This window comes from Halalkalicoccus sp. CGA53 (assembly GCF_036429475.1).
Taxonomy (GTDB): Archaea; Halobacteriota; Halobacteria; order Halobacteriales; family Halalkalicoccaceae; genus Natronorarus; species Natronorarus salvus.
Genome location: NZ_CP144125.1, coordinates 1,593,868 through 1,607,732 on the forward strand (window position 1 = coordinate 1,593,868; position 13,865 = coordinate 1,607,732).

The window sequence follows — 13,865 nt, forward strand, 5'->3', positions numbered from 1 at the left end:
TCGATGTTCTCGACGGTCGTGGCCCAGGGGTTCGTCCCGGATCTCCCCACCCGGTACGCCGTGTTGCTGCTCCGGCTCGCGGAGTTCGCAGTCGCCTTCCTGATCCTCTACGGGCTGGGACGGCTCCTGCTCGAACCGGCGCTGGACCGGCTCCTCGACCTCCGTCGCGTCGAGCGGACGCTCGCGAGTGCGATCCGGCGGAGCGCGCGAGCCGGCATCGTCGTGGTGGCGCTGGCCGGCGGTGCCGCGATCGCCGGGTTCGGCTACGTCGTCGCCGGCTCCGCGGTGATGGTCGCGGCGGTGACGGTCGCCCTCGGCTTCGCGGCCCAGGACGTGATCGCGAACCTCGTTGCCGGCGCGTTCATCGTCACCGACCCGAAGTTCAACATCGACGACTGGATCGAGTGGGAGGACAAGCGCGGACGCATCGACGAGATCACCTTCCGTGCGACACGGATCCGGACGTTCGACAACGAACTGATCACGGTGCCGAACTCCCAGCTGATGACGACCGCGGTCACCAACCCCGTCATCAACGACACGCTCCGGCTCACCCACCGATTCGAGATCGGCTACGACGACGACCTCGACCGGGCGATGGAGCTGTGCGCCGCGGCCGTCGCCGAGCAGGAGGAGGCCCTCACAGAGCCCGAACCGACCGTGCTGCTCGGCGAACTCGGCGACGATTTCGTCGGGGTCGACGTCCGGTACTGGATCGCCAACCCGAAGCGACGCGACGTACTCCGGATCCGCTCGGAGTTCGATCGGACGGTGAAGGAGGCGTTCGAGGGGGGCGAGATCGAACTGAGCCCACCCTCGGAGCACGACGTCAGGGGTGCAGTCGGGGTCCGGGACGGGTGAGCCTGCGGTGGTCTACCCGTTCAGCCGGTCGACGACCGACTGCAGGTCCGCGAGACGTTCGATCTCGGCTTTGACCTCCTCACGCCGTCTCACGTCGTCGGCGTCGGCGCCGTAGGCACGGACGTACTCCGCGCGGGTGTGTTCGTCCAGCGCGTGGCGGATCGCGAAGTAGCCGTCGGGGACCACGGCCGAGCAGATCCGACACTCCCGGCGCTCGTGGCTCTCGGTCTGGTGGACGATCAGCGACTCGACCTCCTCGAACGCCGCCTCGCAGTCGGCGATCGCACACTCCCAGGTCATCGGGCGAGGGGAGGGCAGGCGAGGGTAAATCCCTTCTCGCCGTGGGGGGTTATAGGGAGTGGACCCGAACCCTCGAGCGATGTGGAACTACCGGATCGGTCGGGTGATGGGTATCCCCATCCGGCTCAACGTCTCGCTGCTCGTGTTCGTCCCGCTGCTCGCGTGGCTGCTCGGCCGCCCCGAACAGATCGCGATCTACGCCTCGCTGATCGAGTGGCTCTCGGGGGTCGAGATCGACGTCGGGGCGCTCACGACCGGGAACACGCCGATCGTCGTCGGACTGGCCGGCGCCGTCGGCCTGTTCGCGAGCGTGTTGCTCCACGAACTCGGCCACTCCTGGGTCGCCCGCAGGTACGGCATCCCGATCGGTTCGATCACGCTCTGGATCTTCGGCGGCGTCGCCGCGATGGAGCGCATCCCGAAGGAGCCGATCCGCGAGTTCTGGATCGCCATCGCCGGCCCCGCCGTGAGCGTCGCGCTCGGCCTCGGCGCGTACGCTGCCCTCCTCGTCGTCCCCGAGGTCCCGATCCTGGTCTTCCTCGTGGGGTGGCTCGCCGTGATCAACGTCATGCTCGCCGTCTTCAACATGCTCCCCGCGTTCCCGATGGACGGCGGACGGATCTTCCGGGCGCTGCTCGCGCGGAACCGTCCCTACGTCGACGCCACCCGGATCGCCGCGCGGGTCGGCCGCTGGTTCGCGGTCGGCCTCGGCGTTCTCGGTTTTCTGGGGTTCAACCCGATCCTGATCCTTCTCGCACTCTTTCTCTACGCCGCGGCGAGTTCGGAGTCGCGCGCGGTCGTGCTCGACGACCTGCTGACCGGGATCACCGCCGGCGACCTCGCCGACCGGGACATGCTCACCGTCGACACGACCGTGACCGTCCGCGACCTGCTCACGCGGATGCTCACGGAGCGTCGGACCGGCTACCCGGTCGTCGACGGCCGGGGAGGGATCGTCGGGCTCGTCGATCTCTCGGACCTCAGGGGGGTGCCAGAGGGCGAGCGCGGCGCGGTCCGGACCCGCGACGTGATGACCGAGGACGTCAGCGTCGTCGCGGCCGAGACTCCCGCGTTCGAGGTGCTCCGGCTGCTCTCCGACCCGAACGTCGACCGGATCGTCGTCGAGGAGCGAGGCACTCCGGTCGGCGTCGTCTCCGAGACGGAGTTCGCCCGCGCGCTCACCGTCCTCCGGGGGATCGGTCGTCGACGGGAGTCACCCGAGTGGGCGACAGGGGTCCGGTAGTGATAAATCACGGGCACACGCAGAGTGTGAGGTGAGCGAAAGCGGGTTCGCGGTCGACATGCACGTGAAACTGCTCGACGATCGGGTGGTCGAGCGAGCGAAACGCCGCGGGATCGATGCGCTCGTCTACGCCCCCCACTTCCGCCGGCTCCCCGAGATCCGCGAGCAGGCCCGGTGGTACACCGACGAGGAGCTGCTCGTGGTCCCCGCCCGCGAGGTCTTCACCGGATCCTGGCGCGAGCGACGACACGTGCTCGCGCTCGGGCTCTCGGAGCCGATACCGGATTTCATCACGCTGGAGGGGGCGATGGCCGAACTCGACCGTCAGGAGGCCGTGGTCCTCGCCCCGCACCCCGAGTTCTTCTCGGTGAGCCTCTCGGAGGAGGACATCAGGCGGTACCACGACCTGATCGACGCGGTCGAGGTCTACAACCCGAAACACTGGGCGCGGCACAACCGCCGCGCACGGGACATCGCCACGCGACTCGACATCCCCGGGTTCGGCTCCTCGTACGCCCACCTCAGGGGGACGATCGGCGAGGTCTGGACGCGCTTTCCCGAGAGCTTCTCCGACGAGGCCGAACTGCTCTCGGCGCTCAGAGAGCGGGTGCCGCGACAGATCGTCCACCGGGGCGGACTGGGCCACCGCTTCCGTCGCGCGACGGAGTTCTCGCACCTCGGCTGGGAGAACTCCTGGGGGAAGGTCGACCGCCTGCTGCTCTCGGGTACCGAGCCGACGCACCCGGGCCAGATCGCCTACGACGGCCGATTCGACGACGTTTCGGTCTACTGATCGGAGCCCCCTCCCTCGGCCAGTACCGACAGACTGCCGCCGGGAACTCGATCCCGATGCTTCCGCCGATCGAGACGACTCCCGTGGATCTCGATCGGATCGCCGTCACCGACGTCGAGATCACGCATCGAGGTCGGATGAAGGCGAGTCTCGCCCAGATCGGAGTCCAGGGGGTCGAGCGGTTCGACCCGGAGTTCGATGCCCTCACCGTTACTCATACACCGATCGAACTGTTCGCCTCACCCAACTGTATCCCTCGCTATGTGGCTGCGAGCAACCCGGCCAGCAGGTATCAGAAGAGGTCGTGAACGATCACCACGGCGAGTGCGAGTTCGAGCACGGTCACGACCAGCGTGACGGGCGTGGCGAACCGGCTACTCACCAGGACGCCGACCGGCGCGCCGAACTCCCTGGCCCAGACCGGGTAGAAGAGCGCGATCCCCCGCCGCGAGCCGAGGACGTCGAGCAGGTAGTGGGTGGCGATGCCGATCCAGACCCACTCCAGGTTTCCGAAGTAGAGGGGGTAGGCGAGGGCGAGCGCGAGCACCGGCAGGTTGTGCAGCGTCTTCCGATGCCGGCCGAACGCCGTGTCGATGTCCGGCACCAGCGCCCCCAGGACGATCGGCACCGAGAGTTCGGCGATCAACCAGAACGTCTCGACGTCGCCCGAGGGCTCGAAGACGTAACCCAGCCCGACCGCGAGCAGGATGGCGTTCAGGACGTGATCGCGCTTGTTCACACTCGCTGGGGAGGTCCGGGCGGGATAGGGTTACCGGCTTTCGATCCCATCCCGTCCGACTGACTCGATCGCCGCGTGCAGTTCGGAGAGCGCGCCCTCGGCTGCCGCACGTTTCACGTCGAGCCGATCGCCGTCGAATCGGTAGCGAGAAGCCCGCGAGAACGACGCCTCGCTCCCCCACGGCGCGGCGTGGGCGACGCCGATCCAGACCGTTCCGACGGGCTTCTCCTCGCTGCCGCCGTCGGGGCCGGCGATTCCCGTCGTCGAGACGGCCCAGATCGTATCCGCGTGATCGCGCGCACCGGCGGCCATCTCCCGGGCGACAACCTCGCTCACGGCTCCGTGAGAATCGAGGGACTCCCGACTCACTCCCAGGACCTCGCGTTTCGCGTCGTAGGCGTAGGTGACGAACCCGCAGTCGACGTACGCGCTCGACCCCGAGACGTCGGTCAGGAGCGAGCAGACGAGCCCCCCGGTACAGGACTCGGCGGTCGCGACCGTCTCCTCGCGCTCGGAGAGGACCTCTCCGACCCGTGCTTCGATCCTATCGCTCATCGGACCGGCCCCCGATCCGCGTCGGTCACCCGCTTGGCGACCGACCCCCCGTCGTCGAACCGGTGGGGATCCGCGAAGCCGAATCCGACCTCCCTCCCGTACAGCACCTGGCTTCCCCGGCCGCCCGCGACCGCGGTGTCGCCGTCGGCGTCGATCGCGTCCACCTCGTGGCTCCCCTCCTCGATCGGGCGCTCCTCGTGGTAGAAGCGCTCGAATTCCCGTTCGCCTTCGATCGGCTGCTGGCCTGATCGGTGGAAGACGGCCGCCCCGGAGAACGGCGCGAACAGGTCGTCGTAGGCCTCGTCGTCGACGGACTCGTAGCGGCCGGGGAGGACGTTCGTGTCTGCGGTTTTCATACCCGTCGTTCGACCGGCGGGGGGTTAACCGCTCGGAACCGACCACCGCGACGCCGGAACCGAAAGCGGAAGGTCGGCGGTTGCGTGGTTACCCCATGGAGTACGACGAACCGCTCTTCTTCCGCGTGATGTCCTACGCGAAGCGGGCCGACCGCGACGTCATCGACATGGTGAGCGGCAACCCCGACTGGGAGCCGCCGGCGGCGCTGCGCGAGGCGCTCGCAGAGTACGCCGAGTTCGACAGCGGGGAGTTCCAGTACCCCCCGAGCGACGGCCTGCTCGATCTACGCGAGGAGATCGCCCAGCGGCGTGGCGTTCCGATCGACTCGGTGATCGTCACGAACGGCGGGGCCGAGGCGAACACGCTCGCGATGGCCGCCGCGCTCGACCGCGAGCGGGGGAGCGAGGTGATCCTCACCGATCCGGTCTACCCCTACTACCCGGGGAAGACCGCGATGCTCGGCGGCGAGGCGCGGTACATCTCGGTCGAGGAGGACGGCCGACTCGACCCCGAGCGGGTGGCGGAGACGGCGAGTTCGGAGACCGCGGCGATCGTGGTAAACTCGCCGAACAACCCGACCGGTGCGGTCTACGGCGGCGAAACGATCCGCGCGCTCTGTGCAATCGCCGAGGAGAACGACGCGATCCTCGTCTCTGACGAGGTCTACGACCACTTCGACCACTCCGGACGCTTCGAGAGCGCGCTCTCGGTCGACTCGCGGCACCGAATCGTCACCAACTCCTTCTCGAAGTCGATGGCGATCACCGGCTTTCGCGTCGGCTACGCCCTCTTCCCGGACGACCTGATCGCGGGCGCTCGCACGAGACACATGCTCTCGGTCGTCGCCACCTCGCGACCGACGCAGTACGCCGTCCTCAGAGCGCTGCGCGAAACCGGTCCGGAGTACTACGCCGAGAACCGCGCGCTCGTCGCCGAGCGGATCGAGGCGTTCACCGACGCGCTCGACACGGCGGGGGCGTCCTACACCCGGCCCGACGGGGCGTTCTACGTGATGGCCCGGTTCGACGGCTTCCCCGGGACGATGGAGAACGTCGAGCGGCTGATCGACGAGGCCGGCGTCGCGGGGATGCCCGGCGAGACGTTCGGCTCCCGCACCGAGTGGATCCGGTTCGCGCTGGTCACCCCGCGGGTCGAAGAGGCCGCCGATCGGCTGGCATCGTACTTCGAGTGAGCGCGCCGCGTTAGCGCGTGTGTAAGTGATCTTAGGTAGGCGATTAGTAAGGCTCCTGCCGTGGTCTCTCCCGTATGTCCCAGCGGCGTCCCTCCTCCGTGCGCCCGACGCGACGACTCCGGACCGACGGCGGCACCGAGTTCCCGAACGATTCCGGGCCGACACCGGGTTCGGCCGACGAGTACCGGCTCCTCCTCGAGTCGTACGAGCCGGTCGGGAGGGTGGAGGTGGCGGAGGCGTTGCTCTCGGACCTCGAACGCGGCGGTCTGGACGGGAACGCCGTCGAACGGCTTCGAGAGGCGCTCGGCGTTCCCGACCCGGACGCGGTCGAACGACTCGACCGGCTCGAAGCCGAGGTCTCGCGGCTCCGGGAGACCGTCGACCTGCTCGCGCGGCGCCAGCGGGCGCTGCTGGCGCTTCGACGACAGCGCGAGCGGTGAAACGACGGGTACAGGGACCTCGACGTTTCAGGGGGAGGTATGACCGAACTCGACGTCGAACCGGTCGAGCGGATCGAGGGGGAACCGACCGTCGAGATACCGAGCGGGGTCGACGCGCCGGAGTACGTCCTCTACGGGGGGAAAGGAGGCGTCGGAAAGACGACGATGGCCGCGGCGACCGCGCTCGCGAGCGCGAGCGACGACACGCCGACGCTCGTCGTCTCGACGGACCCCGCCCACTCGCTCTCGGATACGTTCGAGACGCGAATCCCCGCGGAGCCGACGCGGATCCGCGAGGAGATACCGCTCTACGCCGCCGAGATCGACCCGGATTCGCTCGACGCCGGGGGGATGTTCGGTGAGGGCGAGAGCCCGCTCGGCGGGATGGAAGAGCTCTTCGGCGACCTCGGCGAGGAGGACGTCGGCGACCCGTTCGGCGGGCCGATGCCGGGCGCTGACGAGGCGGCAGCGATGCGCCAGCTGCTGGAGTACGTCGACGACGAGCGCTTCGAGCGAGTCGTGATCGACACCGCCCCGACTGGTCACACCCTCCGTCTGCTCGAACTCCCCGAACTGATGGACACGACGCTCGGGCGGATGCTCACGCTCAGACAGCGCTTCGAGGGCGTCTTCGCCGACGTGAAGGGGATGTTCGGCGACGACGCCCCCGACGAGATGGCCGGCGCGGCGGATCTCGAGGCACTCAGAGAGCGGATCGAACGGCTGAGGGACACGCTTCGCGATCCCGAGCGGACCGACTTCCGGATCGTGATGGTCCCCGAGGAGATGAGCGTCGTCGAGTCGAAACGGCTGCTCGGCCGGCTCGACGCGTTCGAGATCCCCGTCTCGACCGTCGTCGTCAACCGGGTGATGGAACCGCTCTCGTCCGTCACGGAGGCCGACTCCGAGTGGTTCGTCTCGCCCGATCTGGAGGGCTGTGAGTTCTGCCAGCGCCGCTGGTCGGTCCAGCAGGGGGCGCTCACGAGCGCCCAGGAGCTGTTCAGAGGACACGACGTCAAACGCGTCCCGCTGTTCGCCGACGAGGTTCGCGGCGAGCGGATGCTCCGGTTCGTCGCCGCCTGCCTGGACTAGCCGATCCGCCCACCGTGCCGTCGCCCCGTGGCACGCGACGGGAGAGCGTATATGCCGCCGAGTATCGTTTCAGGGTCATGCTGCTCGCGGGTGCGGCCGACGGGCTGCTCGGGGCGCTCGTCGACCGACTCGATCGGGTGAACCGGCGGATCGAGGCCACGGTCGTCCCCCGGACCCCCGATCCCTTCGACGCCTACGAGGACCTGCTGACGTCGATCCGCTTCTCCAGAGCGCTCCACTTCGGGTCCGGTCGGGACAAACACGGCTTCGCCGGGGCGCTCTCCGGCGAGGTCGTCTCGGTCGACGCCGACGCGGCCGGACTCTCCCGTAACGCAGCCGACCTGCGGGTCATGGGCGACGGTCACCGTCTCCCGTTCGCGGACGACACCTTCGACCTCGTCTTCTCCGAGTTCGTCTTCGAGCACCTCCTAGACCCGGACGCCGCGCTGCGCGAGATCGATCGGGTCGTCACCCCCGGCGGGCACGTGGTCGTCCTCGTCCCGAACCCGAGACACTACTACGCCCGGATCGCCGACCACACGCCACTCTGGTTTCACCGATTCGTCCATCGGCTCCAGCGAAAGCGCTCGCCCGAGGAGGACGCCTTCCCGACGCTCTACCGGTGGGGTCGGTACGAGGACGTGACCGATCCCGGACTCGGGGGGTGGCGAGCCCGGACAGTCCAGGGCTTTCCCGGACCGACGGGCTACACCCGGGTGACGCCGTTTCACGCCGCGTTCGTCCTCCTCGACTGCCTGATGGCATGTTCGATCCGCTACCAGGTCGCCTACCTCGCCTACTACGAGGTCGAAGGAGCGAAGACTACTCGACGACCAGTACCCGCAGGTCGTTGAGGTTCGTCCCGGTCGGACCGGTGAGCACGAGCGCCTCCCGCTCCTCGAGGTACGGCGCGACGTCGTTCTCCGCGAGCGCCCCCCGAGCGACCCCGAGGTCCTCGACGGTCTCGCCGGTGACGAGCGCGCCAGCGAACTCGGTCGGACCGTCGATCCCGTCGGTGTCGACCGCGGCGAGTGCGACGTCCCCCATACCCGCACACTCGATCGCCGCCGAGAGGGCGAACTCCTGGTTCGGACCGCCGGTTCCCTCACCTCTGAGCGTCACGGTCGTCTCGCCGCCGCTGACGACGACTCCTGGTACGGAGAGGGGGTTACCGGTCGCTCGCATCTCCTCCGCGATCGCGGCGTTGGTCTTCGCAGCCTCGCGTGCCTCGCCACGGATCCGCGAGGAGAGGATCAGACTCCCGTATCCGCGTCCCTTCGCGACCTCGGTGGCCGCCGCGAGCGGCGTGAACCCGTCGGCGAGTACGTGGTTCTCGACGCGCTCGAATGCCGGGTCCTCGGCGTCCGGCGTCTCCTCGCGCTCGCCCGCGGTGCCGGCTTCCAGACGCGTTCGAACCGTCCCCGGCGGGTCGATCCCGTAGCGCGAGAGCAGCGAGCGTGCCTCGTCGTACGTCGTCTCGTCCGGCACCGTCGGCCCGCTCGCGATCACGCTCAGGTCGTTGCCGACGACGTCCGAGAGCAACAGGCCGATCACCCTCCCCGGCGCAGCCTTCCGAGCGAGGTGGCCCCCCTTGATCGACGAACAGTGCTTTCTGACCGCGTTGATCTCGTCGATGGTCGCCCCGCTCCCGAGTAGGGCCTCGGTCACCGACTGGAGATCGGCGAGGGAGACGTCGCCCGCAGGTGCGGGCATCAGCGCGCTCCCGCCGCCGGTGATCGCGACGAGCACTACCGAACTCTCGTCGGCGCTTTCGGCCATCTCCAGCACCGTTCGAGCGGACTCGACCCCGCGCTCGCTCGGGACGGGGTGGTCGCCCGGGAGCTGGTCGATCCGTTCGGTCTCGCCCGGTGCGTCGGTCACGACCGCCCCGCGGTCGATCCGATCGCCGAGTAGCTCCTCTACGGCGGCGGCCATCCGTCCGGCGGCGTTACCCCCACCGAGGACGACCACCTCCTCGAACGCGTCGAGGTCGTACTCGGTGTCGAGCACCGAGAGGACCGATCCGTCGAGCGAGAGCGTCTCCCCCACGATCCGTTCCGGGTCGGCGGCCTCCAGACCGGCCTCGACGCAGGCGAGCGCGGTCTCGCGTGCCGGCGTCCCGCCGAGCGTGTCCTTCCCCTCGATCACGGCATCACCTTTCCGAGCAGGCGGTAGGCGGCGTCGCGCCAGGCGTCGGGGAGGTGGCGAGCGAACACGAGCGTACTCGAGACGGTCCCCACCTGGTACCGCGGGGCGGGATCGAGACAGCTCGCCGCCTCGGTGATCGTCGCCGCCACGTCCTCCGGCGTGCTCGAACCGGGTCCGTCGCCGTAGAGCAGCGCCGCGTCGTCGAGCAGCTCGTAGAAGCCCGCGTACGCGCCCGACTTCGGGAGCCGCTCGACCTCGTGACGGACGCGGTCGACGAACCCGGTCTCGACCGGGTCGGGCTCGACGACGACCACGTCGATCCCGAACGGCTCGACCTCGGGCCGGAGCGCGTCGCTCATCGCCTCGAGGGCCGCCTTCGACCCGCAGTAGGCCCCACCACCCGGGAACGAGAGCCGCCCGGCGACGCTCGAGACGTTGACGATCCGGCCCTGGCCCGCCTCGCGCATGTGCGGGAGCACCGCTCTGATCAGCCGGTGTGGGCCGTAGACATTCACGTCGAACTGCCGGTCGAGCATCTCTATCGGGACGTCCTCCAGAGGTCCGAACTGGCCGTAGCCCGCGTTGTTCACGAGGCAGTCGATCGATCCCTCCTCCTCGACGATCCGGTCGATCACCCGCTCGACGGCGGCGTCGTCGGCGACGTCGAGCGAGTCGATCACACAGCCCGCCTCCGAGAGCGCGACCAGGTCCGTCTCGTCGCGGGCGGTCGCGTACACCCGCCAGCCCTCCTCGGCGAACCGAATCGCGGTCGCCCGACCGATGCCGGACGAACAGCCCGTCACACAGACCGTCCCTTGCATGTCCGGTGGGTCGCGGGCGACCGCAATAAGGATGTGTTTCGGCGACGGGTTTTTCGCGTCGGCGCGTGGAGGGACGGACGTGGCCTCGGAGCGACTCGAACGGCTGATCGGCCGGGAGACCGTCGGTGGCTGGCGACTCGAAGCGATCGACGGCGAGCGCGCGGTACTGAAGCGGCCGAACTACGGCTCGAAGCTCGGGCATATCGTCGTCTTCCTGCTCACGGTGTGGTTCTCGCTCGGGATCGGCAACCTGCTGTACGCCGCCTACCGATACGTCAACGACTCGGAGTACAAGGTGATCGACGCGCGCGATCCAGTAACTGATGAAGAGGCGCTCACCCACCTCCGACGACGCTACGCCCGCGGCGAGATCGAGGACGAGGAGTTCGACCGTCGGATCTGGCGGCTGCGCGGCACGGAGTCGCTGGAGGCGACCGGCGCCGGCGAGCGGCGCCAGGGGGGGCGAACCCGCGACCGTCGGTTCGAGCGATCGTTCGAACGGCAATGAGCCGTCGAGGCGGGATCGGACCGTCGGCACGCCGACTCCGCGGCTGGGAACCGTTCATCGCGTTCGCTCGTCGACGGCCTCGGGGTCGACGGTTCGACCCTCGAACGGGAGACGGCGTTGGAGCGAACGGACGACCTCCAGGTCGTTGAGCGCGGTCGCGACGAACGGCACGGCGAGTGCGGCGCCGAAGACGGCCGCGTAGCCGACGGTCTGGAGGATCGTCACGACCTCGACCGAGAGCGCGCCGCCGAGCGCGATCGCGATCGTCTCCTCGACGGCGATCAGCGCATCGAGGAGTCGAACGAGGACCAGCGTCGGGAGCACCACCAGACCCACCAGAAGCATCGAGGCGCCCAGCGGGTTCGACTCCCTCCCCTCGAGGGAGTGCCAGACGACGAGGCCGCCCGCCGACGCGCCGATCGCCATCTCGGTGAACTCCTCGGAGCCGAGCGCGAACGCCGCCAGCGCGATCGCGAGCGAGAGGCCGAACATCGGGGTGACCGACGTCGTCGTGATCCGGAGGGCGATCGCCACCAAGAGGAGGCCGAGCAGGGCGCCGACGAGCACGTCGCCGACGTAGTGGAGGCCGAGGACGACCCGCGAGCCCGAGACGGCGACGACCATGACCCCGGCGACCGTGTACCGGGCGCGTCGCGTTCCCACGTCTATTACGACGGCGAGCGCCGGGTAGACGGCCGCCGCGCCCATCGCGTGTGCACTCGGCGTGCTCCACCCGGAGTAGGTCTCGGGTGCGAACGGGAGGACCGGATCGGCGGCGTACAGCGGCCGCTGGACCTCGAGGATCCCTTTGAGACCGGCCACGAGGGCGAGCGTGGCCACGGCGACCGCGAGCACCATCGCCCGCTTCTGACGGTCCTCCTCGGCCCCGAACCAGTACAGCACGACCACCAGGCCGACGAGCGTCGCTCCGTCGCCGAAGTGCGTCACGAGACCGAACGCGTCGATCGCGAGCTCCGGAAGCGCCTCCTGGATCGCCCTGTTCACCTCCGGGTCCCACAGCGGCGACGGCAGGTCCCGTCCCTCGCGACTCATCCCCGGGTGGTACCGGGTCGAGCGGATTAGTACTGGCGGGGAGACGGATCTACCGGCGGCCGTGCGTCGGAAGGGGAGCCGGAGACAGTCGTCGGGGCGCTACCGCCGTTTCGCCTCGTCGGCGTACCGATCCGCGAGCCGGATCGGCTCCGGGAGCTTGTAGCCGGAACAGAGTGCCTCGACGAGGTCGGTCGCCGTCTCCGCGCACACCCGGTGACCGGGGCTGACGTAGACCGGGTTGACGTGTCGGTTCCCGTCGTACTGCTTCGTCTGGAGCGCGTAGCCGATCACTCTCCCGCTGGGCGCGCTCACCTCCTCGTCCGCGAGCACCGGAACCCGCGTGCCGGCCGGAAACGGGCTCTCGGGCGGGTTCGAGAGCCACCCGCAGAGCAGCCCCTTCGCGACGCCGACCGTCGGGAGATCGAGCGTCACCCCGACGTGCGTCGCGAGCCCCGCCTCGCGGTAGTGTATCCGCCCGCTTCCGTCGACCAGCACCACGTCGGGCTCTCGCTCTAGCTCCTCGAACGCGGCGAGGATCGACCCGCCCTCGCGGAACGAGAGCAGTCCGGGGATGTACGGAATCTCTGTTTCGCGGCTCGCGTGGACCCGCTCTATCACCTCGCCCCCACGGGTGAGAACGACCGCGCTCACCGCCCGGTCGCCGTCGAACGCCTGGTCGACGCCAGCGACGAGGAGATCGGAGGCGAGCGGATCGAGGTGTGGAGCGTCCTCGAAGATCGCACTCTTCCCGATCTCGCGCTGGAGCGCCTCCATCTCCTCGCGGGAGAGCGACGGGTCGGGGACGAATCTCCGCTCTCTCACCCGCATCTCAGAACCGCCGTCCGGGCCCGCCCGGTCCGCCGGGGCCGCCCCCGCCGAACTGGATCTGGTTCGGGAGGCTGGTGCCCTGTCGGCGGAGGCGTTCGCCGTAGGCCAGTCCGATCAGGAGGCCGGTGAGATGCGCCATGTGGGCGATCCCGCCCGCGCCGAGGCCGCCGCCGACCATCACGAACACGGAGAAAACGGCGAAGCCGATCGTGAGCAGCCACAGTGGCATCGGGATGAAGAAGAAGAGAAGCACCCTCAGCTGTGGGTTGAGCACCGTGAGCACGCCCATGATCGCGAGCGCGGCGCCGCTGGCGCCGAGGACCGGGTTTCCGGGCTGGCCGAGGAGGAGGCCGAGGCCGACCTGGGAGAGGCCGGCGAGCACGCCGCTCGCGAGGAAGAGTAGGAGGAAGTTCCTGCTCCCCGCCTTCCGCTCGACGAGCGGGCCGAAGAAGTAGATCACGATGCCGTTGAAGACGATGTGAAAGAGGCTCCCGGGCGAGTGGGCGAAGATCGAGGTGACCCAGGTCCAGACGTACTCGGGGTTCGCGGGGTCGAGCGTGAAGACCGCGTTGTGGACCCGCGGGCCGAACGTCGCGAGGACGACGAACTGGCTGAGGAAGGTGACGGCCATCAGCGCGAGGACCAGGTACGTCACGTTCCCGCGGAAGTACGCGAGTGGGCCGCCCGGACCGGTGTCGATCGGCAGTCGTGACCCCGTGCTCGAACTGCCCGGATTCGCGACGCTGTCGTCGAAGCCGCTGTCGAAGACCCCCTTCGGGTCGTTCCAGTCGCCGAGACCGACACAGGAGTGGTTCTCGGGCAACCGGTGGGTCGCGCAGTACGTCCCGCCACAGCGATGGCACTTGTAGGGGAGGTTCTCGTCGGCCCCACAGAGGTCGCACTGCACCATTACCGCGGCTTCGCACCGGGTAATG

Annotated in this window: 18 protein-coding genes; 9 read left to right on the plus strand and 9 right to left on the minus strand. The window is 69.1% G+C overall.

All coding sequences use genetic code 11. From position 1 onward, the window contains the following. The first annotated feature begins 3 nt into the window (after positions 1 to 3). Complete coding sequence (locus tag V2L32_RS09665; protein WP_331236282.1) at positions 4 to 861, plus strand: mechanosensitive ion channel family protein; 858 nt, start codon at positions 4 to 6, stop codon at positions 859 to 861. 12 nt (positions 862 to 873) lie between these two features. Here V2L32_RS09665 and V2L32_RS09670 read toward each other — a convergent pair whose 3' ends face one another. Next, positions 874 to 1,161: a DUF7565 family protein gene (locus V2L32_RS09670; RefSeq protein ID WP_331236283.1), complete on the minus strand. Its 288-nt coding sequence runs from the start codon at positions 1,159 to 1,161 to the stop codon at positions 874 to 876. A 79-nt stretch (positions 1,162 to 1,240) separates the two neighbouring features. Here V2L32_RS09670 and V2L32_RS09675 point away from each other — a divergent pair, with 79 nt between their 5' ends. The 3 genes from V2L32_RS09675 to V2L32_RS09685 are packed head-to-tail and all read left to right on the plus strand — an operon-like array spanning position 1,241 to position 3,505. Continuing rightward, on the plus strand, positions 1,241 to 2,404 hold the full coding sequence (locus V2L32_RS09675) for a site-2 protease family protein (protein ID WP_331236284.1): 1,164 nt from the start codon (positions 1,241 to 1,243) through the stop codon (positions 2,402 to 2,404). 58 nt (positions 2,405 to 2,462) lie between these two features. Next, positions 2,463 to 3,197: a PHP-associated domain-containing protein gene (locus V2L32_RS09680; RefSeq protein WP_409348436.1), complete on the plus strand. Its 735-nt coding sequence runs from the start codon at positions 2,463 to 2,465 to the stop codon at positions 3,195 to 3,197. 56 nt (positions 3,198 to 3,253) lie between these two features. Then, entirely contained in the window at positions 3,254 to 3,505 is a 252-nt protein-coding gene (locus V2L32_RS09685; protein WP_331236286.1) for a hypothetical protein, read from the plus strand. Here V2L32_RS09685 and V2L32_RS09690 read toward each other — a convergent pair. Genes V2L32_RS09690 through V2L32_RS09700 form a run of 3 tightly spaced genes read right to left on the minus strand, consistent with a single transcriptional unit; the run spans position 3,490 to position 4,847 of the window. Then, positions 3,490 to 3,936: a metal-dependent hydrolase gene (locus tag V2L32_RS09690; protein WP_331236287.1), complete on the minus strand. Its 447-nt coding sequence runs from the start codon at positions 3,934 to 3,936 to the stop codon at positions 3,490 to 3,492. The two genes, V2L32_RS09685 and V2L32_RS09690, sit on opposite strands and share 16 nt — an antisense overlap. A 30-nt stretch (positions 3,937 to 3,966) precedes the next feature. Next, positions 3,967 to 4,491, minus strand: a complete 525-nt coding sequence (locus V2L32_RS09695) for a CinA family protein (RefSeq protein ID WP_331236288.1) — start codon at positions 4,489 to 4,491, stop codon at positions 3,967 to 3,969. After that, positions 4,488 to 4,847, minus strand: a complete 360-nt coding sequence (locus V2L32_RS09700; protein ID WP_331236289.1) for a nuclear transport factor 2 family protein — start codon at positions 4,845 to 4,847, stop codon at positions 4,488 to 4,490. The genes V2L32_RS09695 and V2L32_RS09700 overlap by 4 nt, the downstream gene beginning before the upstream one ends. Before the next feature lie 95 nt (positions 4,848 to 4,942). Between V2L32_RS09700 and V2L32_RS09705 the strand changes: the two genes are divergently transcribed. From V2L32_RS09705 to V2L32_RS09720, 4 genes are all read left to right on the plus strand, one after another. Beyond that, positions 4,943 to 6,040 (plus strand): pyridoxal phosphate-dependent aminotransferase, encoded by a 1,098-nt coding sequence (locus tag V2L32_RS09705; RefSeq protein ID WP_331236290.1) that lies wholly within the window; start codon positions 4,943 to 4,945, stop codon positions 6,038 to 6,040. A 74-nt stretch (positions 6,041 to 6,114) separates the two neighbouring features. After that, positions 6,115 to 6,480 (plus strand): hypothetical protein, encoded by a 366-nt coding sequence (locus V2L32_RS09710; protein ID WP_331236291.1) that lies wholly within the window; start codon positions 6,115 to 6,117, stop codon positions 6,478 to 6,480. Between the two features lie 39 nt (positions 6,481 to 6,519). Beyond that, on the plus strand, positions 6,520 to 7,572 hold the full coding sequence (locus V2L32_RS09715) for an ArsA family ATPase (protein WP_331236292.1): 1,053 nt from the start codon (positions 6,520 to 6,522) through the stop codon (positions 7,570 to 7,572). 77 nt (positions 7,573 to 7,649) lie between these two features. Beyond that, entirely contained in the window at positions 7,650 to 8,426 is a 777-nt protein-coding gene (locus tag V2L32_RS09720; RefSeq protein ID WP_331236293.1) for a class I SAM-dependent methyltransferase, read from the plus strand. Here V2L32_RS09720 and V2L32_RS09725 read toward each other — a convergent pair. Together V2L32_RS09725 and V2L32_RS09730 are read right to left on the minus strand one after the other, a co-directional pair. After that, the gene (locus tag V2L32_RS09725) at positions 8,395 to 9,720 is read right to left on the minus strand and encodes a glycerate kinase type-2 family protein (protein WP_331236294.1); all 1,326 of its coding nucleotides are present in this window, start codon (positions 9,718 to 9,720) and stop codon (positions 8,395 to 8,397) included. The genes V2L32_RS09720 and V2L32_RS09725 overlap by 32 nt on opposite strands. After that, positions 9,717 to 10,541 carry an SDR family oxidoreductase gene (locus tag V2L32_RS09730; RefSeq protein ID WP_331236295.1) on the minus strand — a complete coding sequence of 275 codons (825 nt, stop codon included), beginning with the start codon at positions 10,539 to 10,541 and terminating at the stop codon, positions 9,717 to 9,719. Before V2L32_RS09730 ends, V2L32_RS09725 begins: the two co-directional genes overlap by 4 nt. Positions 10,542 to 10,620: 79 nt before the next feature. Here V2L32_RS09730 and V2L32_RS09735 point away from each other — a divergent pair, with 79 nt between their 5' ends. Continuing rightward, on the plus strand, positions 10,621 to 11,049 hold the full coding sequence (locus tag V2L32_RS09735) for an SHOCT domain-containing protein (protein ID WP_331236296.1): 429 nt from the start codon (positions 10,621 to 10,623) through the stop codon (positions 11,047 to 11,049). A 54-nt stretch (positions 11,050 to 11,103) separates the two neighbouring features. Here V2L32_RS09735 and V2L32_RS09740 read toward each other — a convergent pair whose 3' ends face one another. The 3 genes from V2L32_RS09740 to V2L32_RS09750 form a co-directional block, all read right to left on the minus strand. Beyond that, on the minus strand, positions 11,104 to 12,102 hold the full coding sequence (locus V2L32_RS09740) for a phosphatase PAP2 family protein (RefSeq protein WP_331236297.1): 999 nt from the start codon (positions 12,100 to 12,102) through the stop codon (positions 11,104 to 11,106). 99 nt (positions 12,103 to 12,201) lie between these two features. Further along, positions 12,202 to 12,930 (minus strand): endonuclease V, encoded by a 729-nt coding sequence (locus tag V2L32_RS09745; RefSeq protein WP_331236298.1) that lies wholly within the window; start codon positions 12,928 to 12,930, stop codon positions 12,202 to 12,204. A 1-nt stretch (position 12,931) separates the two neighbouring features. After that, a complete protein-coding gene (locus tag V2L32_RS09750) occupies positions 12,932 to 13,840 on the minus strand; it encodes a rhomboid family intramembrane serine protease (protein WP_331236299.1) in 909 nt (302 codons plus the stop codon). Positions 13,841 to 13,865 lie beyond the last annotated feature (25 nt).